Source organism: Pseudomonas sp. GW821-FHT07F05, from assembly GCF_059418765.1.
Genome location: NZ_JBWKQL010000001.1, coordinates 212,637 through 236,034, shown reverse-complemented (window position 1 = coordinate 236,034; position 23,398 = coordinate 212,637). Strand labels below are relative to the sequence as shown.

Annotated in this window: 25 protein-coding genes; 6 read left to right on the top strand and 19 right to left on the bottom strand. The window is 60.0% G+C overall.

Annotated features, from left to right (window positions below; genetic code table 11):
• Positions 1–84 precede the first annotated feature (84 nt).
• Together rpsI and rplM are read right to left on the bottom strand one after the other, a co-directional pair.
• On the bottom strand, positions 85–477 hold the full coding sequence (rpsI, locus tag AC07RO_RS01165) for a 30S ribosomal protein S9 (protein ID WP_065992123.1): 393 nt from the start codon (positions 475–477) through the stop codon (positions 85–87).
• A 14-nt stretch (positions 478–491) separates the two neighbouring features.
• The gene (gene rplM / locus AC07RO_RS01160; protein ID WP_019693576.1) at positions 492–920 is read right to left on the bottom strand and encodes a 50S ribosomal protein L13; all 429 of its coding nucleotides are present in this window, start codon (positions 918–920) and stop codon (positions 492–494) included.
• A 240-nt stretch (positions 921–1,160) separates the two neighbouring features.
• Between rplM and AC07RO_RS01155 the strand changes: the two genes are divergently transcribed.
• Positions 1,161–2,198, top strand: a complete 1,038-nt coding sequence (locus AC07RO_RS01155; RefSeq protein WP_495009087.1) for an NADP(H)-dependent aldo-keto reductase — start codon at positions 1,161–1,163, stop codon at positions 2,196–2,198.
• 78 nt (positions 2,199–2,276) lie between these two features.
• Here the strand turns inward: AC07RO_RS01155 and AC07RO_RS01150 are convergent, their stop codons facing one another.
• Entirely contained in the window at positions 2,277–3,413 is a 1,137-nt protein-coding gene (locus tag AC07RO_RS01150; RefSeq protein ID WP_282368981.1) for an acyl-CoA dehydrogenase family protein, read from the bottom strand.
• A gap of 220 nt (positions 3,414–3,633) precedes the next feature.
• Between AC07RO_RS01150 and AC07RO_RS01145 the strand changes: the two genes are divergently transcribed.
• Positions 3,634–4,554, top strand: a complete 921-nt coding sequence (locus tag AC07RO_RS01145) for a GlxA family transcriptional regulator (protein ID WP_172612965.1) — start codon at positions 3,634–3,636, stop codon at positions 4,552–4,554.
• Positions 4,555–4,637: 83 nt separating this feature from the next.
• Here AC07RO_RS01145 and zapE read toward each other — a convergent pair whose 3' ends face one another.
• The 3 genes from zapE to AC07RO_RS01130 all read right to left on the bottom strand — a co-directional run bounded on the left by zapE (position 4,638) and on the right by AC07RO_RS01130 (position 7,800).
• Complete coding sequence (gene zapE, locus AC07RO_RS01140) at positions 4,638–5,732, bottom strand: cell division protein ZapE (RefSeq protein WP_065992112.1); 1,095 nt, start codon at positions 5,730–5,732, stop codon at positions 4,638–4,640.
• Between the two features lie 61 nt (positions 5,733–5,793).
• Positions 5,794–7,143: a tryptophan--tRNA ligase gene (locus tag AC07RO_RS01135; protein ID WP_463583386.1), complete on the bottom strand. Its 1,350-nt coding sequence runs from the start codon at positions 7,141–7,143 to the stop codon at positions 5,794–5,796.
• A 27-nt stretch (positions 7,144–7,170) separates the two neighbouring features.
• Positions 7,171–7,800 (bottom strand): alpha/beta hydrolase, encoded by a 630-nt coding sequence (locus AC07RO_RS01130; protein ID WP_423574151.1) that lies wholly within the window; start codon positions 7,798–7,800, stop codon positions 7,171–7,173.
• 145 nt (positions 7,801–7,945) lie between these two features.
• Between AC07RO_RS01130 and AC07RO_RS01125 the strand changes: the two genes are divergently transcribed.
• A complete protein-coding gene (locus AC07RO_RS01125) occupies positions 7,946–8,383 on the top strand; it encodes a Z-ring associated ZapG family protein (protein WP_133772171.1) in 438 nt (145 codons plus the stop codon).
• A gap of 143 nt (positions 8,384–8,526) precedes the next feature.
• On the opposite strand, the gene cysN is transcribed toward AC07RO_RS01125, so the two are convergent.
• The 3 genes from cysN to AC07RO_RS01110 form a co-directional block, all read right to left on the bottom strand.
• Positions 8,527–10,425, bottom strand: a complete 1,899-nt coding sequence (gene cysN, locus AC07RO_RS01120) for a sulfate adenylyltransferase subunit CysN (protein WP_282368989.1) — start codon at positions 10,423–10,425, stop codon at positions 8,527–8,529.
• A 15-nt stretch (positions 10,426–10,440) separates the two neighbouring features.
• Complete coding sequence (gene cysD / locus AC07RO_RS01115) at positions 10,441–11,358, bottom strand: sulfate adenylyltransferase subunit CysD (RefSeq protein ID WP_065992104.1); 918 nt, start codon at positions 11,356–11,358, stop codon at positions 10,441–10,443.
• 147 nt (positions 11,359–11,505) lie between these two features.
• Complete coding sequence (locus tag AC07RO_RS01110; RefSeq protein ID WP_192171776.1) at positions 11,506–12,264, bottom strand: Nif3-like dinuclear metal center hexameric protein; 759 nt, start codon at positions 12,262–12,264, stop codon at positions 11,506–11,508.
• A 98-nt stretch (positions 12,265–12,362) separates the two neighbouring features.
• Between AC07RO_RS01110 and algW the strand changes: the two genes are divergently transcribed.
• On the top strand, positions 12,363–13,529 hold the full coding sequence (gene algW / locus AC07RO_RS01105) for a Do family serine endopeptidase AlgW (protein ID WP_192171777.1): 1,167 nt from the start codon (positions 12,363–12,365) through the stop codon (positions 13,527–13,529).
• Between the two features lie 26 nt (positions 13,530–13,555).
• Here algW and hisC read toward each other — a convergent pair whose 3' ends face one another.
• From hisC to AC07RO_RS01055, 10 genes are all read right to left on the bottom strand, one after another.
• Positions 13,556–14,614, bottom strand: a complete 1,059-nt coding sequence (gene hisC, locus AC07RO_RS01100; protein WP_282368994.1) for a histidinol-phosphate transaminase — start codon at positions 14,612–14,614, stop codon at positions 13,556–13,558.
• Between the two features lie 2 nt (positions 14,615–14,616).
• Positions 14,617–15,945 (bottom strand): histidinol dehydrogenase, encoded by a 1,329-nt coding sequence (hisD, locus tag AC07RO_RS01095; protein WP_282368997.1) that lies wholly within the window; start codon positions 15,943–15,945, stop codon positions 14,617–14,619.
• A gap of 145 nt (positions 15,946–16,090) precedes the next feature.
• Complete coding sequence (gene hisG / locus AC07RO_RS01090; RefSeq protein ID WP_192171780.1) at positions 16,091–16,726, bottom strand: ATP phosphoribosyltransferase; 636 nt, start codon at positions 16,724–16,726, stop codon at positions 16,091–16,093.
• Between the two features lie 164 nt (positions 16,727–16,890).
• Positions 16,891–18,156 carry a UDP-N-acetylglucosamine 1-carboxyvinyltransferase gene (gene murA / locus AC07RO_RS01085; protein ID WP_122536135.1) on the bottom strand — a complete coding sequence of 422 codons (1,266 nt, stop codon included), beginning with the start codon at positions 18,154–18,156 and terminating at the stop codon, positions 16,891–16,893.
• 23 nt (positions 18,157–18,179) lie between these two features.
• The gene (locus AC07RO_RS01080) at positions 18,180–18,419 is read right to left on the bottom strand and encodes a BolA family protein (protein ID WP_065992095.1); all 240 of its coding nucleotides are present in this window, start codon (positions 18,417–18,419) and stop codon (positions 18,180–18,182) included.
• 114 nt (positions 18,420–18,533) lie between these two features.
• Positions 18,534–18,839, bottom strand: coding sequence for an STAS domain-containing protein (locus tag AC07RO_RS01075; RefSeq protein ID WP_282369005.1), 306 nt, complete (start codon positions 18,837–18,839; stop codon positions 18,534–18,536).
• A complete protein-coding gene (locus AC07RO_RS01070; protein WP_282369007.1) occupies positions 18,836–19,489 on the bottom strand; it encodes an MlaC/ttg2D family ABC transporter substrate-binding protein in 654 nt (217 codons plus the stop codon). The genes AC07RO_RS01075 and AC07RO_RS01070 overlap by 4 nt, the downstream gene beginning before the upstream one ends.
• An 11-nt stretch (positions 19,490–19,500) precedes the next feature.
• Positions 19,501–19,968: an outer membrane lipid asymmetry maintenance protein MlaD gene (gene mlaD, locus AC07RO_RS01065; RefSeq protein ID WP_192171783.1), complete on the bottom strand. Its 468-nt coding sequence runs from the start codon at positions 19,966–19,968 to the stop codon at positions 19,501–19,503.
• Positions 19,968–20,765 (bottom strand): lipid asymmetry maintenance ABC transporter permease subunit MlaE, encoded by a 798-nt coding sequence (gene mlaE / locus AC07RO_RS01060; RefSeq protein ID WP_192171784.1) that lies wholly within the window; start codon positions 20,763–20,765, stop codon positions 19,968–19,970. The genes mlaD and mlaE overlap by 1 nt, the downstream gene beginning before the upstream one ends.
• Positions 20,765–21,574: an ATP-binding cassette domain-containing protein gene (locus AC07RO_RS01055; RefSeq protein WP_122535907.1), complete on the bottom strand. Its 810-nt coding sequence runs from the start codon at positions 21,572–21,574 to the stop codon at positions 20,765–20,767. The genes mlaE and AC07RO_RS01055 overlap by 1 nt, the downstream gene beginning before the upstream one ends.
• Before the next feature lie 308 nt (positions 21,575–21,882).
• Between AC07RO_RS01055 and AC07RO_RS01050 the strand changes: the two genes are divergently transcribed.
• Together AC07RO_RS01050 and kdsC are read left to right on the top strand one after the other, a co-directional pair.
• Positions 21,883–22,857, top strand: coding sequence for a KpsF/GutQ family sugar-phosphate isomerase (locus tag AC07RO_RS01050; protein WP_282369013.1), 975 nt, complete (start codon positions 21,883–21,885; stop codon positions 22,855–22,857).
• Complete coding sequence (gene kdsC / locus AC07RO_RS01045) at positions 22,858–23,391, top strand: 3-deoxy-manno-octulosonate-8-phosphatase KdsC (protein ID WP_346630830.1); 534 nt, start codon at positions 22,858–22,860, stop codon at positions 23,389–23,391.
• Positions 23,392–23,398: the final 7 nt, after the last annotated feature.

The following is a 23,398-nucleotide window of genomic DNA, read 5'->3' as shown; positions in this document are numbered from 1 at the left end:
GGCCCTCGGAATCAATAAAAGACAGCCATAAAAAAACGCCCAGCTTCGTATAGAAACTGAGCGTTCTTTTTGAACGGAAGCGAATTAACGCTTCGAGTACTGCGGACGCTTACGCGCTTTACGCAGACCGACTTTCTTACGTTCAACTTCGCGAGCATCGCGAGTGACGAAGCCTGCTTTGCGCAGAGCGCCGCGCAGGGTTTCGTCGTACTGCATCAGAGCGCGGGTGATACCGTGGCGGATTGCGCCAGCTTGACCACTCACACCACCGCCGATGACAGTGACGTAGATGTCGAATTTCTCGACAGTCTGAGTCAGTTCCAGCGGCTGACGAACTACCATGCGGGCAGTTTCGCGACCGAAGAACGAGTCCAGGGAACGGTTGTTGATGGAGATGTTACCGGTGCCCGGACGCAGGAAAACGCGAGCGGTTGCGGTCTTGCGACGGCCAGTGCCGTAATTTTGAGTCGCCGACATAATGAACTATTCCGTTAAAACTTCAGTTCTTGGGGCTGCTGAGCAGTATGAGGGTGTGCAGCGCCCGCATAGACTTTCAGCTTACGATACATGTCGCGACCCAGCGGGTTCTTAGGCAGCATGCCTTTGACCGCGGTCTCGATCACGCGCTCAGGAGCTTTGGCGATCAGCTTTTCAAAGTTGATCGACTTGATCCCGCCCGGGAAACCGGAGTGAGAGTAGTAGATCTTGTCGGTGGTCTTGGCACCGGTCACACGGATCTGCTCGGCATTGATCACGACGATGTAGTCGCCAGTGTCAACGTGCGGAGTGTATTCCGGCTTGTGCTTGCCACGCAGACGGCTCGCGATTTCAGTGGCCAGACGACCCAGGGTCTGACCAGCAGCGTCGACGACGAACCAGTCGCGCTTTACTGTTTCCGGTTTAGCGGTAAAAGTTTTCATTCTTTATAGCCTCAAAGGCCGCCCTGAAAAATAGACGGCGGAGCATACTCATTAGTACGGTCTTTGACAAGTCAAAGGCCGCCGGGCACGAACGCTATAGGGGGCTCGGGTCAGCGCGTTCGATCGCAGCGGTTTCTTTTGGCGCGGGGCATCACTCCAGCGACAAAGAGGAGCGGAATTATGCAGATTGCGAAAAAAATTTCAACCTGCTTTTATGGCTCTTTTAAACAGGAGAGCCAAATGGACTACCGCCAACTGGGCAGAACCGACCTCAATGTCAGCGCAATCTGCCTCGGCACCATGACTTGGGGCGAGCAGAACAGCCAGTCCGAGGCCTTCGCGCAGATAGAACGGGCCAAGGCCGCCGGCATCAATTTCATCGACACCGCCGAGATGTATCCGGTGCCGCCGAAGAAAGAAACCTACGCCAGCACCGAGACCATCATCGGCAACTGGTTCAAGCAGAGCGGCGACCGCGCTGACTGGATCCTCGCCAGCAAGATCGCCGGTCCCGGCAACGGCATTGATTACATTCGTGACGGCCAGCTGAAATTCAACCGCGATCACATCGTCGCGGCGCTGGATGCGAGCTTGAAACGCCTGCAGACCGACTACCTCGATCTGTATCAATTGCACTGGCCTGAGCGCAGCACCAACTTCTTCGGCAAGCTCGGTTACAACCACAGCGAGGAGCACTTCACCCCGCTGCTGGAAGTGCTCGAAGCGCTGGACGAGCAGGTCAAGGCCGGCAAGATCCGCCACGTCGGTCTGTCCAACGAAACGCCGTGGGGCACCATGAAGTTTCTTGCTGAGTCCGACGCCCATGGTCTGACGCGGCCCGTGTCCATTCAGAACCCCTACAACCTGCTCAACCGCAGCTTCGAGGTGGGTCTGGCGGAAGTGGCGATTCGTGAGCAATGTGGCCTGCTAGCCTACTCGCCCATGGCCTTCGGGATGTTGTCTGGCAAATACGCCGACGGCGCCCGTCCTGCCAAGGGCCGTTTGAGCCTGTACAGCCGCTTCACGCGCTACTTCAATCCGCAATCGGAAGCGGCCTGCGCGCGTTATGTTGCGCTGGCTCGCGAGCACGGTCTTGATCCGGCTCAAATGGCCCTGGCGTTCGTGACCGGGCGCAGCTTCGTTACCAGCAACATTATCGGTGCAACGACGCTGGAGCAGCTGGAAAGCAACCTGGCGAGCGCGGAACTGGTGCTGTCGGATGAAGTGCTGGCGGGCATTGACGCGATTCACAAGGATCAACCGAATCCTGCGCCTTGATCGGTGATTGCGTGATCGCTGATTGACTGTGGAACCGCAGAGGGTCTTTACAAGGCCCCTCTGGGGTTCCGCACAGGATTACAGAGACCGGGCGATGATCTCTTTCATGATTTCGTTGGTCCCGGCATAAATCCGCTGCACCCGCGCATCGGCCCACGCCCGGGCGATCGGGTACTCCCACATGAAGCCGTAGCCGCCATGCAGCTGCACGCATTCATCCAGCACCTTGCACTGCAGGTCGGTTGACCAGTATTTCGCCATGGCTGCCGTCGGCACATCCAGCTTGCCTTCCAGATGCAACTCCAGGCACCGATCGATGAACGTACGACCAATCTGAACTTCGGTGGCGATTTCGGCCAGTTTGAAGCGGGTGTTCTGGAAGTCGATGATGGCCTTGCCAAAGGCTTTGCGCTCACGCGTGTAATCGAGCGTCCACTGCAAGGCCGCTTCGGCGGAGGCAATGGCGCCGATGGCGACCGTCAGACGCTCCTGGGGCAGTTCCTGCATCAGATACGCAAAACCCATCCCGGCCTGGCCGAGCAGGTTCTCCTTGGGCACTCTCACGTCCTGGAAGAACAGTTCCGACGTGTCCTGCGCCTTCATGCCGACCTTCTCCAGTCGCTTGCCCTTCGCGAAGCCGGGCGTGCCCGCTTCCACAACGAACAGACTGGTGCCCTTCGCGCCTGCCTTGGGGTCGGTCTTCGCGACCACGATCACCAGATCGGCGAGAAAGCCATTGGTGATAAACGTCTTCGAACCATTGATGACGTACTCGTCGCCATCCAGCACCGCAGTGGTCTTGACCCCTTGCAGGTCGGAACCCGCGCCAGGCTCGGTCATCGCGATGGCAGTGACCAGCTCCCCCGAAACCAGCTTGGGCAAATAGTTGAGCTTCAGCGCCTCGCTTCCGTAATGCAGGATGTACGGCGCGACGATGTCCGAATGCAGGGAGAAGCCGATGCCGGTCAGGCCGAGGCGGGAAATTTCTTCGATCACCACCGTGGTGTAGAGAAAATCCGCGCCCATGCCGCCGTACTCTTCCGGCAAATGCGAACACAACATGCCCTGCTCCCCGGCCCGGTTCCACAGCGTGCGGTCGATGTGGCCCTGCTTCTCCCACTGGGCATGAAAGGGCGCCGCGTGCTGTTCGAAGAACTTGCGCACGCTATTTCGGAAAAGCTCGTGCTCCGAGCTGAAGAGTGTTCTGGGAAGCATGGCTGCACCTGATGCGAAGAATTGTCGGACAAAACGTCAGCAGAGCGTAGGCGCAGCCGGTTGACGGCGACACTGGACACATCCGACAAAAAATAAGACGATCACGCCGTTGCTTGACCACTTTCCCATATAAGAACAAAAGACTATGTCTATCCAACCAAACGCGCCGTTGCGGCGTGTCAGCATTCTTGCGATCGATGGAATTTTTGCCTCCACGCTCATGCAAGCCAAAGACTTCTTTCACCTCGCCAGCCTGCGCTACGGCAAGCAGTTGGGACAGGGCTTCAAGCCGGCGTTTGAAACCCGACTGGTCAGCCCGGACGGCAAGGAAGTCCGCAGTTTCAGCGACGTCGTGATCCCTGTAGACGGCGTGCTTGAACACAGCGACATCATCATCCTTCCCGCCTTTGTCGAAGACTTCGACACCCTGCGCGAGCGCTATCCGCAAATCCTGCCGTGGCTGCGTGAGCAGCATGCGCGCGGCGCCGTGCTCTGCGGTGAAGCCAGCGGCGTATTCTGGCTGGGAGACGCTGGATTGCTCGACGGCAAGGAAGCGACCACCTACTGGCGGTTCTTCAACGAATTCGCCGAGCGCTTTCCGAACGTGCTGCTGAATCAGGAAAAGCACCTCACCGACGCCGATAACCTGTATTGCGCAGGCGGCACGATTTCAGCGTGTGATCTGTACATCTACCTGATCGAGCGCTTCTGCGGCGCCCATGTCGCGCAGACCGTCGCCCGCGACATTCTCTATGAAGTGCAGCGCAGCTACGCACCGGGACGGATTGGTTTTGGCGGGCAGAAGCTGCACCAGGACGTGATCATCCTGCAGATTCAGCACTGGCTTGAAGAGCACTTCGCCGACAAATTCCGTTTCGAGGATGTGGCCCGGGAGCACGGCATGAGCATCCGCAACTTCATGCGCCGCTTCCAGACGGCAACGGGCGACAAGCCACTGCATTATCTGCAACGGCTGCGGATCGAAACCGCAAAGGGCTTGCTGTCAGGCTCACGAAAGAGCATCAAGACCATCAGCTATGAAGTGGGCTACGACGACGCCAGCTTCTTCGCGCGCCTGTTCCGCCAACACACCGACCTGTCACCGAACCAATACCGGCAGCAGTTTCAGCAGGCGGCCTAGAGTCAGCTTCAAGCGGCAAGTCTCAAGCTGCAAGTGGCGAGATGACCTCTTGCAGCTTGTCGCTTGAAGCTTGCAGCTGCTCCCTAGGGCTTATGCGCCCGCGACAGGAACTCATGGGACTGCATTTCCAGCAAACGGCTGAGCGTGCGCTGGAATTCGAAGTTCAGGCGGCCGCCGGTGTACAGGTCTTTCAATTCGACTTCCGCCGAGATGATCAACTTGACGTTGCGGTCGTAGAACTCGTCGACCATGTTGATGAACCGGCGCGCGATGTCGTCGGTGGTCACGCTCATCTGCTCGACGCCGCTGAGCAGCACCGCATGGAAGATCTTGCCGAGTTCGATGTAGTCGTTCTGGCTACGCGGCCCGTCGCACAGCTCACGGAAGTCGAACCACGCCACGTCGTCGCAGGTACGGATGGCCTTGATCTGCCGATTCTCGATGATCAGCACATCGTTCTCGATGGCCTTGGTGCATTCAGGAGTCAGCGCGCGGAAGCTTTTGCGCAGGCTCTCCTCCGCCGCTTCGTTCAGCGGGAAGTGGAACAGCTCGGCTTGCTCCAGATGGCGCAGTCGATAGTCGACGCCGCTGTCGACGTTGACGATTTCGGTGTTTTGCTTGATCAGCGCAATCGCCGGCAGGAAACGCGCACGCTGCAGACCGTCCTTGTACAGACCGTCGGGAACGATGTTCGACGTCGCGACCAGGGTCACACCGTTCTTGAACAGCTCTTCCATCAGCGTGCCGAGGATCATCGCGTCGGTAATGTCCGATACGAAGAATTCGTCGAAACAGATCACCCGCGCTTCTTCAGAGAATTGCTTGGCAATCAGGGTCAGCGGGTTCTTCTCGCCCTTGAGGTTTTTCATCTCCTCGTGCACACGCTTCATGAAGCGGTGGAAGTGCGTGCGCGTCTTGTCTTCAAACGGCAGCGCTTCGAAGAAGGTGTCGACCAGGTAGGTCTTGCCCCGGCCCACACCGCCCCAGAAATACAGCCCCTTCACAATCGGGGCCTCTTTCTTGCCGAACAGCTTGCCCAGCAATCCCGGCTTGCGGTCATGGGCGGCGACCAGATCGTCGTACAGACGCTGCAGATGGCGCACCGCATTCTCTTGCGCGGCGTCGTGGAAAAAGTCCGGACGCTTCAGGTCAGCTTGGTATCGTTCTAGAGGGGTCATAGTCGCTTGCAAGGGAGCAAAAACGGGCCGTCACTGTAGCGATGGCCCATTGGAATGGCAATTAATCCTGTTGTGGCGCGAGCGCCAGTTTCAGGCTCTCGATCGCGGCGTCGCGGGCGGCGGCATCGGCGAACGCCGGGCTGTCGGCGACACAGGCATCACTCAGCCACAGGGTAAAGGCATCGCCTTCGGGCCGAATGTCCAGCTCACCGCCCTGCTGCAGCTGTTTGGTCACGGCGCCGGCCGCCTTGCCGTCTGTGAAACTGCGCGACAGCAGCAGTTGCTCGCCGTCGGCCGCCAGCAGGCGGAAGCGGAAGCTGCCGTCGTCTTCGCGGAAACTGATGAAGCGAGGGCCTTTGCTGGCCTTCTTCTTGGTCGCCGTGACGGTTTGCGCAGCGGTACGGAATGAACGCAGGCCAACCGCTTCACGCAGCTCGCCCAGAAACGGCGTGGCCACACGACGGGCCTTCTCGGCACCCGCTTGCAGAATATCTTCAAGGTCGGTTGGCCGCTCGATCAGGCGATGGTAATTCTCCCGTGCCTCGCCCAGCTCCGCGTCCAGCAACTGGAACAGGCGTTGCTTGGCATCGCCCCAACCCAACCCCTGGAGCAGGTCGGCGCGGAACTCGTCGCCCTGTTCCTTGGTAGCAAATGCCTGGTACAGCGTGAACAGATGCGAAGTGTCCGGATCCTTGGCCTCGCCCGGCAGACGAGAGTCAGTGACGATGCGGGATATTGCTTCCTTCATGTCTTTGGCGCTGGTGAACAGCGGCACGGTGTTGTCGTAGCTTTTCGACATCTTGCGGCCGTCCAGGCCAGGGAGTGTCGCGACGCTTTCCTCGATCAGCGCTTCCGGCATCACGAAGAATTCCTTGCCGTTGCCGAACAGGTGATTGAAGCGCTGACCGATATCGCGCGCCATTTCGACGTGCTGGATCTGGTCGCGGCCGACAGGCACTTGATGGGCGTTGAACATCAGGATGTCGGCGGCCATCAGCACCGGGTAGCTGAACAGCCCCATGGTGATGCCGGCGTCCGGGTCTTCACCGGCTTCGACGTTCTTGTCCACCGAGGCCTTGTAGGCGTGGGCGCGGTTGAGCAGGCCCTTGCCGGCAACGCAGGTGAGCAGCCAGGTCAGTTCGGGGATTTCCGGGATGTCGGACTGGCGATAGAACGTCACGCGCTCGACGTCCAGCCCTGCCGCGAGCCAGGTCGCGGCGATTTCCAGACGCGAGCGCTGAATGCGCAGCGGGTCATCGCATTTGATCAGCGCGTGGTAGTCGGCCAGAAAGTAGAAAGAGTCAGCGTCGCTCTGGCGGCTGGCAACGATGGCCGGGCGGATGGCGCCGGCGTAGTTGCCCAGGTGCGGCGTGCCGGTGGTGGTGATACCGGTCAGGATACGAGTGGTCATGGCTAGTCGCTTATTTGGGTGCTGCGATCAATTCGAAAGGCGCGGCAGAATCAGATCCTTGAGATCGGTCAGCTTGCCGTGAAAAAAGTGCCCGCATTCTGCCACTTTCAGCAGCTCATGGGGGCGCTGAAGCGTGTCAGACCACGCGTACACAAGTTGTGGGTCAACGACTTCGTCGGTTTCCGGCTGAATCAGCGTCAGCGCGCCCTTGTGCGGCAATGCGTCCACGTTGGCGATGCGCATCACGGCGGGTGCGACCATGAACACATGCTTCAGGGTTTCGCCCTCAGCCTCAAGACGCCCGCCCAAGGTAGCCGCCACGAAACCGCCGAAGGAGAAGCCGAACAACGTCATGGGCAGATCGGGATGTTTATCCCGCAGCCACTTTGCGGCAGCCTGTGCATCGTCGACTTCGCCTTCGCCCATGTCCGAGCTGCCAGCGCTGGCGCCGACGCCGCGATAGTTGAAGCGCAGCGTAATCAGACCAGCATCACGCGCGGTACGCTGCAGGGTCGAGATCACTTTATTGAGCATGGTGCCGCCCTGAACCGGGTTAGGATGGCATATCAGCGCGATGCCCTTGGGCTCGTCCAGATCGAGGTACAACGCTTCGAGTTGGCCCACCGGGCCGTCGATGAATACAGGGGTCTCACGCATGAGCAAGAATGAACTCCGTGACCTTCAATTGGGTCGACTCGTCTAGCTGATTGTCTGTGGCTGGCAGGCTGGCGACGCGTCGCCGCTATACAGCGCAGGTTCGAGCCGTTAACGTAAAGCAAAGCCGTTTATAGAGGAAGGACTCGTGGATTACTCGCTCTTAGTTTGGTTGCTGCCGACCATCGCCCTGGTGGTCGGTGTGATCATCGGTTTCTTCGTGGCGCGCGCGCTGCCCAATGCCGTGCCTAACGGGACTCAGCGCCAGCTGGATGACGTTCAGGAGCGTTTCGATACCTATCAGAACGAAGTGATTACTCACTTCAACAGCACGGCCAATCTGGTGCAGAAGTTGTCGCAAAGCTACCACGATGTTCAGGAGCATCTGGCCGAAGGCGCCAACCGCCTGGCCACCGACGACATCACCCGTCAACGCCTGCTGGCCGCGCTGCACCCGGAGGCGCTCCATCCGCACCGCGATCGCCTGACACCGCCGCGCACGGCCGCTGAACCACCGAAGGACTACGCGCCGAAGTCGCCAGACTCCCCCGGCATGCTGGATGAGCATTACGGTTTGAAGAAGTAAGAACACACGTTTCGCAAAAAGCCCGCCCCTGGGGTGATCAGGGGCGGGCTTTTTTGTGGGCGGCGGATTGATCCCGATCCGCAATGGCAAGAGAAACAAAAAACCCGCCATCACTGGCGGGTTTCTTGTTCGGCGACCGGCGCTTAGATCACGCCGCGGGTCCGCAGCAGGTCCAGCACCTGCTTGACGCTTTCTTCGACGTTCAGCGACTGCGTGTCGATGACCAGGTCGGCGTCCAGCGGGACGTCATACGGGAAGGATTCACCCGGGATGTTGTCCTTGTCGGCGGCGTAGAGCCCTTGCGGATCACGCTCACGACAGGCCTGCGGCGACGCCTGAACGTACACGGTGATCAGTCGATCATCGCCGATCAGCGCCTTGGCATTCTGCCGACCGCCCGCGTCCGGCGCGACGAACGCTGCGAGGGTCAGCAGGCCCGCTTCGTTGAACTGACGCGCAACGTGGGCGGCACGACGCCAGTTCTCGGTGCGACCGGCGCGATCCTGCGGCAAGCCCTTGTTGAGGTCGTGACGCAGGTTCTGGCCATCAAGGACGAACACCGCACGGCCCATGTCGAACAGCTTGCGCTCCACGGCATACGCCAGCGTGCTCTTGCCCGCACCCGACAAACCGCTGAACAGCACGGTCGCCGGCTTCTGGCCGAAGCGCTGAGCGCGCTCTTCTGCCGACACATGGGCCAGCGCGCCGTGATGACTCCCGCCACCCGCAACCACGGGTTTGGCGATGATCATGCCGGCCGCAACAGTGCCGTTGGTCAAACGGTCGATGACGATGAATGCGCCTGTCGTGCGGTTGCTGTCGTAACCGTCGAGGGCGATCGGCGCGTCCAGTGCGATCTTCACGCGGCCGATTTCATTCAGCTGCAGCGAGCTGGCAGGGCCTTCTTCCAGCGTGTTCACGTCAACACGATGAGTGATGCTGGCAATCGAACCCGGCACGTAGGACGTGGCGCGTTTGATGTCGTATTTCTTGCCCGGCAGCATCGGCTCTTCGGCCATCCACACCAGCATGGCGTCGAAGGCGTCGGCCACTTGCGGGACGTTGTCAGCATGCACCAAAAGGTCGCCACGAGAGATGTCGATCTCGTCTTCCATGGTCAGCGTCACGGCCTGACCCGGCCCCGCATGCTCCAGCTCGCCTTCGAAGGTGACGATGGATTTCACGCGGCTGCTCTTGCCGGACGGCAGCACAACGACTTCGTCGCCCTTGTGCACGATGCCGCTTGCCAGGGTGCCGGCGAAACCGCGGAAATTCAGGTTCGGACGGTTGACGTACTGCACCGGGAAACGCAGGTCGGTGAAATTGCGGTCGTTGGCGATCTCGACGGTTTCAAGAATTTCCATCAGCGACTTGCCGGTGTACCACGGCGAACGCTCGCTCCGGTTGACCACGTTGTCGCCCTTGAGGGCCGACATCGGCACGAATTCCATCGTGGTCGGCTTCAGCGCAATGCGGTCGGCGAACGCCAGGTAATCGGCCTTGATCTGCTCGAAGATGTTCTCGTCGAAGCCGTTGAGGTCCATCTTGTTGATGGCGACCACGATGTGCTTGATGCCCAGCAACGAGGCGATGTAGCTGTGGCGTTTGGTCTGGGTCTGCACGCCGTAGCGGGCGTCGACCAGAATGATCGCCAGGTCACAGGTTGACGCACCCGTGGCCATGTTGCGGGTGTACTGCTCATGGCCGGGGGTGTCGGCGATGATGAATTTGCGCTTGGCGGTGGAGAAGTAGCGGTAAGCGACATCGATGGTGATGCCCTGCTCCCGCTCGGCCTGCAGGCCGTCGACCAGCAGCGCCAGATCGACTTCGTCGCCGGTGGTGCCGGATTTTTTCGAATCGCGGGTGATGGCTTCCAGATGATCTTCGTAGATCATCTTGGAATCGTGCAGCAGACGCCCGATCAACGTGCTCTTGCCGTCGTCGACGTTGCCACAGGTCAGGAAACGCAGCATTTCCTTGCGTTCGTGCTGGCCCAGATAGGCGAGGATGTCCTCGCTGATCAATTCAGATTGATGCGACATGTTCAGACACCCTAATTAGAAATAACCCTGACGTTTCTTTTCTTCCATGGAGCCTGCGCCATCGTGGTCGATGACCCGGCCCTGGCGCTCGGAAGTTCGCGTCAGGAGCATTTCCTGAATGATGTCGGTAAGGCTGGTGGCCTCGGACTCGACAGCGCCCGTCAACGGGTAGTCGCCCAGTGTGCGGAAGCGGACCTTCTTCTTGACGATGCGCTTCTTGTCCTCGTCGGACAGGTGATTACGCAGGCGGTCGTCATCGATCATGATCCAGGTGCCATTCATCTCGATGACTTCGCGCTCGGCGGCGAAATACAGCGGGACGATCGGGATACCTTCGAGGTAGATGTACTGCCAGATGTCCAGCTCGGTCCAGTTGGAGAGCGGGAACACGCGGATCGACTCCCCTTTATTGACGTTGCCGTTGTACACGTTCCACAGCTCGGGACGCTGGTTTTTCGGGTCCCAGCGGTGCTTGGTGTCGCGGAAGGAATACACACGCTCTTTGGCGCGGGATTTCTCTTCGTCACGGCGGGCGCCGCCAAACGCGGCATCGAAACCGTGCTTGTCGAGGGCCTGTTTGAGGCCCTGGGTTTTCATGATATCGGTGTGCTTCGAGCTGCCGTGGGTCAGCGGGTTGATACCCTGCGCGACGCCGTCCGGGTTCACGTGCACGATCAGGTCCAGGCCCATTTCCTCGACCATCTTGTCGCGGAAGCGGTACATCTCCTGGAATTTCCAGCGGGTGTCGACGTGCATCACCGGGAACGGCAGCTTGCCCGGGAAGAAGGCCTTGCGGGCCAGATGCAGCATCACGGCAGAGTCTTTACCGACGGAGTACAGCATCACCGGGTTATCGAACTCGGCAGCGACCTCGCGGATGATGTGGATGCTTTCCGCCTCCAGCTGTTTCAGATGCGTCAGTTTGTCGACCATGGTTACTCACGGGATAACGTACGTGTATGGAGAGCCTGCGGGCTCTATCGAGCGAGGCACTTTATCATGGGGCCTGATTCTATTCAGCGGCGGGGATAGATCGAAACGATCTAACCATATACCTCATGCTTTGGACCCTCAGACGCTTTAAATCGGGTTCGGACAGTCGATGAACAGATGCTCCAGAGCAAAGCGCCGCGCCAGATAATCACCCAGGGCCTGCACACCATAACGCTCGGTGGCGTGATGGCCGGCGGCAATGAAGCTGATGCCGTTTTCCCGGGCGCTGTGAAAGGTCTGCTCGGACGCTTCACCGCTCAAATACAGGTCCACGCCGGCCAGCACGGCTTGATCGATGTAGCCCTGCCCGCCTCCGGTGCACCAGCCGACCCGGCGTATCATGCCGTCGCCTTCGATCAACAGCGGCTCGCGCCCCAGAGCGGTTTGGACGCGGTGGGCGAAATCCCGTGGGGTCATGGCCTCGCTGAGTGAGCCCACCAGCCCGACGATGCGCGGGTTGTCCGGGTCCAGCGGGCCTTCGACGGTGATCTCCAGTTGCTGGGCGAGTTGAACGTTATTGCCTACCTCAGCATGCAAATCGAGAGGCAGGTGATAGGACAGCAGGCTGATGTCGTGTTTGAGCAGCGTCTTCAGCCGACGCTGCTTCATGCCGGTGATGCAGGGATTCTCGCCTTTCCAGAAATAGCCGTGATGCACCAGCACCAGATCCGCATTGGCCTCCACGGCTGCGTCCAGCAACGCCTGACTCGCGGTGACACCGGAGACGATTCGGCTGACCTGCGGCCGGCCCTCGACCTGCAAGCCGTTGGGGCAATAATCCTGAATGCGTGCGCTACCGAGATAGCGGTCCGCTTCTTCCACCAGGGTGCTCAAGGCAACCGCCATAAAAGTCTCCTAAATATGCAGTCCAGACCGTGTCGGTCCTCGTATAATGCCGGCCATTATGGCGCAGCTAGGCGCTTCTACCTTCAGGACTCCGCTCAATGTTCAAAGCGCTGCGTTTTCTCGGCTGGCCCTTGCTCGCTGGTGTGCTTATCGCTTTATTGATTATCCAGCGCTATCCCCAATGGGTTGGGCTGCCAAGCCAGGACGTGAACCTGCAGCAAGCGCCGCAACAGACCTTCGTGCAACAGGGGCCGGTCTCGTACGCGGACGCTGTCAGCAACGCCGCCCCGGCCGTGGCCAATCTGTACACGACCAAGATGGTCAATAACAACAACAAACCCAACCATCCGCTGTTCGACGACCCGCAATTTCGTCGTTTCTTCGGCGACAACCTGCCCAAACAAAAGCGCATGCAGTCGAGCCTGGGTTCGGCGGTGATCATGAGCCCGGAAGGCTACCTGTTGACCAACAACCACGTGACCTCCGGCGCCGACCAGATTGTCGTCGCGCTTAAAGACGGCCGCGAGACGATAGCCAAAGTCGTCGGCAGCGACCCCGAGACCGACCTTGCGGTGCTGAAGATCGACCTCAAGAACCTGCCCTCCATTACCCTTGGCCGTTCCGACGCTATCCGCATCGGCGACGTTGCATTGGCCATCGGTAACCCGTTCGGCGTTGGCCAGACCGTGACCATGGGCATCATCAGTGCCACCGGCCGAAACCAACTGGGCCTCAACACCTACGAAGACTTCATTCAGACCGACGCGGCGATCAACCCCGGCAACTCGGGCGGCGCGCTGGTGGACGCCAACGGCAACCTGACCGGGATCAACACGGCGATCTTCTCCAAATCCGGCGGCTCCCAAGGCATCGGTTTTGCGATTCCGACCAAGCTGGCCTTGGAGGTGATGAAGTCGATCATCGAACACGGCCAAGTGATTCGCGGCTGGTTGGGCATCGAGGTACAGCCGCTGACTCAGGAGTTGTCGGAATCGTTCGGGCTGAAGGATCGTCCGGGCATCGTGGTCGCCGGGATCTTCCGCGACGGCCCGGCGCAGAAGGCAGGCTTGCAACTGGGTGATGTGATCTTGAGCATCAACGGCGAACCGGCGGGCGACGGCCGTCGCTCAATGAATCAGGTGGCCCGCACCAAACCCACTGACAAGATTGCCATTCAGGTCATGCGCAACGGCAAGGAATTGAAACTGACCGCCGAAGTGGGCGTGCGTCCACCGCAGACAACGGCGCCTGCGGCGGAGAATTGATCGGTTGCCGTTAGGCAACCGTCAACTCAGTTCGACAAGTCCCCCAACGCATCCACCAGCGCCTGATTCTGTTCGGGCGTGCCGATGGTGATGCGCAGGAATTGCGCGATGCGCGCCTGTTTGAAGTGGCGCACGATCACGCCCTGCTCCCGCACCTTCGCCGCCAGAGCCGCAGCGTCGTGCTGGGGGTGGCGGGCGAAGATGAAGTTCGCGGCCGAGGGCAGCACTTCGAAGCCCTTGCCCTCCAACTGCTCGACAAGCGCTTCACGGCTGGCAATGACGCGCTGGCAGGTGTGCTCGAAATACTCGCGGTCATCGAATGCCGCTGCTGCGCCGACAATGGCCATGCGGTCCAGCGGATACGAGTTAAAGCTGTTCTTGACCCGCTCCAGCGCTTCAATCAGGTCCGGATGCCCCACCGCGAGGCCCACTCGCAACCCGGCGAGGGAGCGCGATTTGGACAGCGTTTGAGTGACCAGCAGGTTCGGATAGCGGTCCACCAGACTGATCGCGGTTTCGCCACCGAAGTCGATATACGCCTCGTCGACGATCACCACTGAATCCGGGCTGTTCTTGAGTATCTGCTCGACGGCATCAAGGGCCAACAGACAGCCCGTGGGTGCATTCGGGTTCGGGAAAATGATGCCGCCATTGGGACGCGCGTAATCTTCGACGCGAATCTGAAACTGCTCGTCCAGCGGCACGGCTTCGTAGTCGACGCCATACAGGCCGCAGTACACCGGATAGAAGCTGTAACTGATGTCCGGGAACAACAGCGGTTTGTCCTGCCGGAAAAAGGCGTTATACGCGTGAGCCAGCACCTCGTCCGAGCCGTTGCCGAGAAACACGCGATTGGCGTCGACGCCGTAGTAACGCGCTACGGCTTGCTTCAGCACGTCACTGTTGGGATCGGGATACAGGCGCAGGTCGTCACTGACCGCAGCACGCATGGCGTCGATCGCTTTGGGCGACGGGCCATAGGGGTTTTCGTTGGTGTTGAGCTTCACCAGTTTGGTCAGCTTGGGCTGCTCGCCCGGCACATACGGCACCAGGTCGTTGACGAAGGGACTCCAGAATTTGCTCATGTTCAGTTGCCCTCTTGTTCGGTGTCGACGATGCGGTATTCGGCGCTGCGGGCGTGGGCAGTCAATGACTCGCCGCGTGCCAGCACCGAGGCCGTTTTGCCCAGTTCGGACGCACCCTGCTCCGAGCAGAAAATAATTGATGAGCGTTTCTGGAAATCGTACACGCCCAACGGCGACGAGAACCGTGCGGTGCCCGACGTCGGCAGCACGTGGTTGGGACCGGCGCAGTAGTCGCCCAGCGCTTCGGACGTGTGGCGGCCCATGAAGATCGCGCCGGCGTGGCGAATCTGCGGCAGCCAGGCCTCAGGATCAGCCACCGACAACTCCAGGTGCTCCGGCGCAATCCGGTTGGCGACTTCAATGGCCTGGGTCATGTCGGCCACCTTGATCAAGGCGCCGCGGCCATTGATCGAGGTCTGGATGATTTCCGCGCGCTCCATCGTCGGCATCAGTTTGGCGATGCTGGCGGCGACGCGATCAAGGAACTCGGCATCCGGACTGACCAGAATCGCCTGGGCGTCTTCATCGTGCTCGGCCTGGGAGAACAGGTCCATGGCGATCCAGTCGGGGTCGGTCTGGCCGTCGCACACCACCAGAATCTCCGACGGGCCGGCGATCATGTCGATGCCCACTTGGCCGAACACGTGACGCTTGGCGGTGGCCACGTAAATGTTGCCCGGCCCGACGACCTTGTCCACCTGCGGGACGCTTTCGGTGCCATACGCAAGCGCCGCAACCGCCTGGGCGCCGCCGATGGTAAACACGCGATCGACGCCAGCGATGCAAGCCGCCGCCAGTACCAGCTCATTGAGCTCACCGCGAGGTGTCGGCACGACCATGACCACCTCGCCTACGCCGGCGACCTTGGCCGGAATGGCGTTCATCAACACCGAAGACGGGTAAGACGCTTTACCGCCCGGCACGTACAGCCCGGCGCGATCCAGCGGAGTGACCTTCTGGCCCAGCACGGTGCCGTCGGCCTCGGTGTAGCTCCAGGAATCCTGCTTCTGCCGCTCGTGGTAACTGCGCACACGGTCAGCCGCTTTTTCGAGGGCCCGACGCTGGGCCGGCGTGATGCGGGTCAGTGCCAGCTCAAGACGCTCGCGCGGCAGAATCAGGTCGGCCATCGACGCAACGTCCAGGCCGTCGAAGCGACGGGTGTATTCCACCAGCGCCGCATCGCCGCGCTCGCGCACGTTCTTGATGATGTCGAGCACACGCTCATTGACCGAGTCGTCAGACACACTTTCCCAGCTCAGCAGATGATCCAGATGACGGGCGAAGTCCGGATCGGCAGCGTTGAGTCGGCGAATAGCGTTGGGAGTGGTCATAGCGTGGGCCTCAATGAATGGCGATTTCTCAGATGCCGCGTATAGGCAGATGCCTAAGCTAGCAAGCCATCCGCGCGGGCACCTGAGAAATTTGGCTATGACACGGATAGCTGGGCGTGATCCTGATGAGGGTCACGCGATGCAGTCAACCGCGGTGTCGCGACTCCACGGCAGCGCGCAGGGTGTCGATCAGCGACTGAATGCGGGCGTGTTGCATTTTCATGGATGCTTTGTTTACCACCAGCCGTGAGCTGATGTGGGCAATCATGTCCTGAGGTTCGAGGCCGTTGGCACGCAGCGTGTTGCCGGTGTCGACGACGTCGATGATCTTGTCGGCCAGGCCTACCAGCGGCGCGAGTTCCATGGAACCGTACAGCTTGATGATGTCGACCTGACGGCCCTGTTCGGCGTAGTAGCGCTTGGCAACATTGACGAACTTGGTCGCCACACGCAGCCGACCCTTGGGTTCGACGGCGCCGACTGCACCTGCAGTCATCAGCTTGCACTGGGCGATTTGCAGGTCGAGCGGCTCATACAGCCCCTGCCCGCCGTATTCCATCAGCACGTCCTTGCCCGCGACGCCGAGATCTGCAGCACCGTGCTCAACGTAGGTCGGCACGTCAGTGGCACGCACGATCAGCAGGCGCACGTCGGCCTGGGTCGTCGGGATGATCAGCTTGCGGCTCTTGTCCGGATTCTCGGTCGGCACAATGCCCGCCGCAGCGAGCAGCGGCAAGGTGTCGTCGAGGATGCGGCCCTTGGACAATGCGATGGTCAACATGGGAAACGTCAGTCCTTATCAGCAGCGCGTGCCGGGTCGCAACTGGCGCCCGACTACCTCCGGCTCAAGAAGCCAGAGTGGAACGAATCAGAAAATCCTGGCGCTATGGCCAGGCACGTCGCCCGCGTCGATCAGATCGACACGGGCGAACGCGCAGCTGCTGACTAGCCCGGAACGCGACGGATCTTCGCGCCCAGCATCTGCAGTTTTTCTTCGATGCACTCATAACCACGGTCGATGTGGTAAATGCGGTCGATCAGCGTGTCGCCTTCGGCAACCAGCGCCGAAATGACCAGGCTCGCCGAAGCACGCAGGTCGGTCGCCATCACTGGCGCGCCCTTGAGCTTGGTGCAGCCGGTGACGATCGCGGTGTTGCCTTCGACCTGGATCTGCGCGCCCATGCGGTGCATTTCATACACATGCATGAAGCGGTTTTCGAAGATGGTCTCGATGACCGCACCCGTGCCTTCGGCGATGGCGTTAAGCGAGATGAACTGCGCCTGCATGTCGGTCGGGAAAGCTGGATACGGTGCAGTGCGCACGTTGACCGCTTTCGGACGCTTGCCGTGCATATTCAGCTCGATCCAGTCCTTGCCGGTGGTGATCTCGGCGCCGGATTCACGCAGCTTCTCGAGTACCGCTTCGAGAATCGTCGGATCGGTGTCCTTGAGTTTCACACGGCCGCCGGTTGCCGCCGCCGCCACCAGGTAGGTGCCGGTTTCGATACGGTCGGGCATGACGCGATAGGTCGCCGAACCCAGGCGTTTGACGCCATCGATGGTGATGGTGTCGGTACCGGCGCCAGAGACTTTACCGCCCATGGCGTTGATGAAGTTCGCCAGGTCGACGACTTCAGGCTCACGCGCGGCGTTTTGCAGGACACTGCGGCCGTTTGCCAGGGCAGCGGCCATCATGATGTTCTCGGTGCCCGTCACGCTGACGGTATCGAAGAAGAAGTTGGCGCCACGCAGCCCGCCTTCCGGCGCCTTGGCCTTGATGTAACCGCCTTCGACGTCGATGACCGCGCCCATGGCTTCAAGACCACGGATGTGCAGATCGACCGGACGCGAACCAATGGCGCAACCGCCAGGCAGTGCCACTTCGGCTTCACCGAAGCGGGCAACCATTGGACCCAGAACAAGGATCGACGCACGCATGGTTTTCACCAGCTCGTACGGAGCGACCAGGGTCTTGATGGTGCGCGGGTCGATTTCGACGCTGAGCTTCTCGTCGATGATCGGCTCGATGCCCATGCGACCGAACAGCTCGATCATGGTGGTAATGTCGTGCAGGTGCGGCAGGTTGGCGACGGTCACAGGACCATCAGCCAGCAGCGTGGCTGCGAGAATCGGCAGGGCAGAGTTTTTCGCCCCGGAGATGCGGATTTCGCCATCAAGACGAATGCCGCCAGTAATAATCAGTTTGTCCATTGGAATCTCGACGCCGTGTTGGCTCAGGTGCGCTCGGCCCACGCAGCGCGGCTGAAAAATTTCATGGTGACCGCGTGGATGCTGCCATCGGCGATCCATGGGTTCAAATGCGTGTAAATCTGCTGCTGGCGCTTGACCGGGCTCAGTGCGGCCAGTTCGTCGCTGATCACGTTCAGCTGGAAATTACAGCCTTCGCCTTCAACTTCGACCTGGATATCTGGCAACTTAGCTTCCAGGAAGCTTTTAACTTCTACGGCCTGCATGCTTAACCTCAATCGGCGCCCTACGCGCGCGGGTCGGCCATCATACAAAAAAGCCCTCTCGTTGCGAACCCTACTTTGCAGGGGCCGGACAAGGGGCTTGATCGATGAAAGCAATTAATGATGCTGCAACAGCTCGGTCAGGCCGGAGACCTGGGCGATTTCCTGCATATCCTCAGGCAACGCGCGGACGGTGACCGACTTGCCTGCGGCCTGCGCATCACGCATGAACGCAAGGAGCAGAGCCAGGCCGACACTGCTGGACTTCTCGACGCCGGAGCAATCGAGCGTCAGGGCTGCAGCGGTATTTGACTTGATCAGCGCCGCGCCCTGCTCACGCAAGGCCGGGCCGGTCCGATAGTCGATCACGCCGGAGAGCATCAGCTCTCCGCCGCCAGCGGCAGTTACGGACGCTTGACTCATTTGACGACCTTGTCGCTGGAGCTTTCCGAGGTCTGCTTGGCTTTGGCGACTTCGCCAGCCCAGCCGTCGATGGTTTTGTCCAGGTTGTTACCGTTGCGCTGCATGGCGTCAGCGAACTGATCGCGGAACAGCTTGCCGATGTTGATGCCGTTGATGATCACGTTACGCACTTTCCACTCACCGCCGATTTTGACGAGGGTGTAGGAAACAGGGTAGACCGCGCCATTGTTGCCCTTGACCGACATGTCGACAGAAGTGCGATCAGCCGCTTCCTGCTTGGCCGGGGAAACGGTGATGCCCTGGTTGTTATACTCGAGCAGCGCGTTGCCATAGAACTGGATCAGGCTGCGCTTGAAGTTTTCCTGGAAGCGCTGCATCTGCGCCGGGGTGGCGTTGCGCGAATACTTCACGGTCATGATGCTTTTGGAGATGCCGTCAGCGTCGATAACCGGGCCAACGATGCCGTTAAGTGCATCGTAGAAGGCTTGCGGATTGGACTTGTAGGTTTCCTTGTTGGCGGACAGGTCAGCCAGCAACTGCTTGGTGGTGCGATCAACCAGATCGTGAGCGGAATCGGACGCGGCTGCGTTAGCAAACAAAGGCAGGGCGGCCAGTAGCACCAGAAGGCCACGGCGCAGAATCGAGATCATGAAAAAACTCCTCATTTGGCGTCTTTGCCCACTGAATTGAGCAGGAATTTACCGATCAGGTCTTCGAGTACCAACGAGGACTGGGTGTCATGGATGACGCCGCCGTCTTTCAACAGTTGGTCATCGCCACCGACACTGATGCCGATGTATTTTTCACCCAGCAGGCCTGCGGTCAGGATGGAAGCGGTGGAATCCGAAGGCAGGTTGTTGACCCGCTTGTTCACTTCCATCGTCACACGCCCCGTGAAGGTATCGTGATCCAGATCGATTGCAGTGACCTTGCCAATGTTCACACCGGCCATGGTCACTTTCGCTCTGACAGTCAAACCGGCGATATTGTCGAAATTTGCGTAAAGTTTATAAGTGTCGGTGTTGGCGCTAGCGCTCAGACCGCTGACGCGCAGGGCGAGCAGGAGCAAAGCCAGGATCCCGGCCAGCAGAAACAGGCCTACACCGGTTTCGAGGGTGCGGTTTTGCATCAGAAGTCTCCAAACATCAAGGCGGTCATAATAAAGTCCAGGCCCAGTACGGCCAATGAGGCGTAGACCACGGTCTTGGTCGTGGCGCGACTGATCCCTTCGGACGTGGGCTCGCAGTCATAGCCCTGGAACACGGCAATCCAGGTGACGACAAAAGCGAACACGACGCTCTTGATGACACCGTTGAGTACATCATCGGAAAACGAAACGCTGTTCTGCATGTTGGCCCAGAAAGAGCCTTCATAGACGCCCAGCCAGTCGACCGCCACCCATGAACCACCCCAGATGCCGACCACGCTGAAAATCAGCGCCAGCACTGGCAGCGAGATGAAGCCTGCCCACAGACGCGGTGCAACGATGTACTTGAGCGGGTCAACACCAATCATTTCGAGACTGGACAGCTGCTCGGTGGATTTCATGTTGCCGATTTCAGCGGTAAGCGCAGAGCCTGCACGACCGGCGAACAATAGAGCAGTGACCACCGGACCGAGTTCACGCAGCAACGTCAGGGCAACCATCTGCCCCACAGCCTGCTCGGAGCCGTACTTGGCGAGAATGCTGAAACCTTGCAGCGCCAGCACCATGCCGATGAAAACCCCGGACACGACGATGATGGCCAGGGACATGACGCCCACCGAGTGCAACTGACGAACCAGCAGCTGAAAACCGCCGCCGATTCCGCCGCGCCCAAGCAACGCATGAACCAGAAAAATCCCTGAACGACCCAGCACTGCAACCATATCGATCGTCGAACGCCCCATCAGGCGTACGCGATCCATTAAAGACTTTCTGCGCATCAGCGCTTCCCCAAAAGATCGTCGCGATAATCCGGCGCCGGATAATGGAAAGGCACCGGCCCGTCGGGATCGCCCGTCATGAACTGACGTATACGAGGGTTATCCGACTCCATCAGTTCCTGCGGCGTGCCCTGCCCCAGCACCTGACCGTCACCGACGACATATAAATAGTCGGCGATGCTGGCGGTCTCGGCGAGGTCGTGGGACACCACGATACTGGTGATACCCAGCGCATCATTGAGCAGCCGGATGAGCCGAACCAGCACGCCCATGGCGATAGGGTCCTGCCCCACGAAGGGTTCGTCGTACATGAGGATCTGGGGATCCAGCGCGATGGCGCGCGCCAGTGCAACACGGCGCTTCATGCCACCTGAGAGTTCGTCGGGCATCAGATCGACTGCGCCACGAAGTCCGACCGCCTGCAGTTTCAGCAGGACGATGTCGCGAATCATGTCTTCAGGCAGCTTGGTGTGAACCCGCAGCGGGAACGCCACGTTTTCGAAAACGTCGAGATCGGTGAACAACGCGCCGCTCTGAAAGAGCACGCCCATCTGCTTGCGCGCATCGAAAAGATCGCTGCGCGAGAGTTTCGGCAAATTCTGGCCATTGACCCAGACTTCACCTGCGCTCGGACGCAGTTGTGCTCCCATCAATCGCAGCAGAGTGGTTTTGCCACTGCCCGACGGCCCCATGATGCCGGTGACTTTGCCCCGGGGGATGCGGATGTCCACATTATTGAAGATGCTGCGCGCACCGCGCTTGAAGGAAACGCCCTTCAGCTCGACCGCGTAGGCGTTATCGGCACTCATCTAAACTCCTTGCGATGCAACCTGTCTCTCAGATGCCGCGTTCTTCACGAACGACACACTTTTGGAGGGGCCGAACAAGCGGCGGACTATACCACCGCTGTCGCACGCCGCCCAAGCTCCAACGTGTCGAGTCGCAAACAAAGAAGGGTATTAAGGACGGTGTGGAATTTTCGTACCCACCGCCAGCCTTTATCACGCTGTTGCTGAAGGACGTCTCCGTTCATTAAACAAACAGCAACGATGAAGCGTGAGGCTTTTGAACATTGCCGCTATAATCCCCGGCCTTTCACCATGCGACCCCTTCCGATATGTCCAATGCGCGCAACCTGATTGAATCGGCACAGAGCACCATCCGCCTTGAAATAGAAGCCGTGGAAGGTTTGCTTGCGCATATAGATGCCGATTTCGTCAACGCGTGCGACATGATTCTGGGCAGTCAGGGCCGCGTGGTCGTGGTAGGCATGGGCAAGTCGGGGCATATCGGCAAGAAGATCGCCGCTACGCTGGCCAGCACCGGCACCCCGTCCTTTTTCGTGCACCCCGCCGAGGCCAGCCACGGCGACATGGGCATGATCACCAGCGCCGACATTATTCTGGCCCTGTCCAATTCGGGCACGACGGCCGAAATCGTCACGTTGCTGCCGCTGATCAAGCGGCTGGGCATCAAGATGATCAGCCTCACGGGCAACCCGGAATCAACACTGGCCAAGGCCGCTGACGTCAACCTCAATGCGCGGGTCGAAAAAGAAGCCTGCCCGTTGAATCTGGCGCCCACCTCCTCCACCACGGCGGCGCTGGTCATGGGCGACGCCCTGGCCGTTGCGCTGCTGGACGCCAGAGGCTTCACCGCCGAAGACTTCGCGTTTTCCCATCCAGGCGGTGCACTGGGTCGTCGGCTGCTGCTGAAGGTCGAGCATGTCATGCACACTGGCGCCAACCTGCCGCAGGTTGCGCGCGGCACGCCGCTTCGCGATTCGCTGATGGAAATGACCCGCAAGGGGCTTGGCATGACCGCCATCCTCGAGAGCGACGGCCGCCTTGCCGGTATCTTCACGGACGGCGACCTGCGTCGCACCCTGGATCGCCCGATCGACATACGCCAGGCGACCATCGATGAAGTCATGACCGTCCACGGCAAGACCGTGCGCCCGGAAATGCTCGCGGCCGAAGCCTTGAAAATCATGGAAGACAACAAGATCGGCGCACTCATCGTGGTCGACGAGAACGATCGCCCGGTTGGCGCGTTCAATCTTCAAGACCTGCTCCGCGCAGGAGTCATGTAAATGAGCGCCGATATGAATGACCTGATGCAACGCGGCAAGAACATCAAACTGGCGATCTTCGACGTCGATGGCGTACTCACCGACGGACGCCTGTACTTCCTCGAAGACGGCAGTGAATTCAAGACCTTCAACACCCTCGACGGCCAGGGCATCAAAATGCTCATCAACTCGGGTGTGACGACTGCCATCATCAGCGGACGCAAGACCCCCGTGGTTGAGCGGCGCGCGAAAAACCTCGGCATCGCGCACCTTTATCAGGGCCGCGAAGACAAACTCGTGGTCCTCGACGAGCTTTTGCAGCAACTGAATCTAAGCTACGAGCACGTCGCGTATCTGGGCGACGATTTGCCTGATCTGCCGGTCATTCGCCGGGTGGGCCTGGGCATGGCTGTTGCCAATGCCGCCAGCTTTGTCCGCGAGCATGCCGACGGCATTACCCAGGCACGTGGCGGCGAAGGCGCTGCCCGCGAATTCTGCGAGTTGATCCTGAAGGCTCAGGGCAACCTCGAAGCGGCTCACGCCGCCTACCTATAGAAGTGCA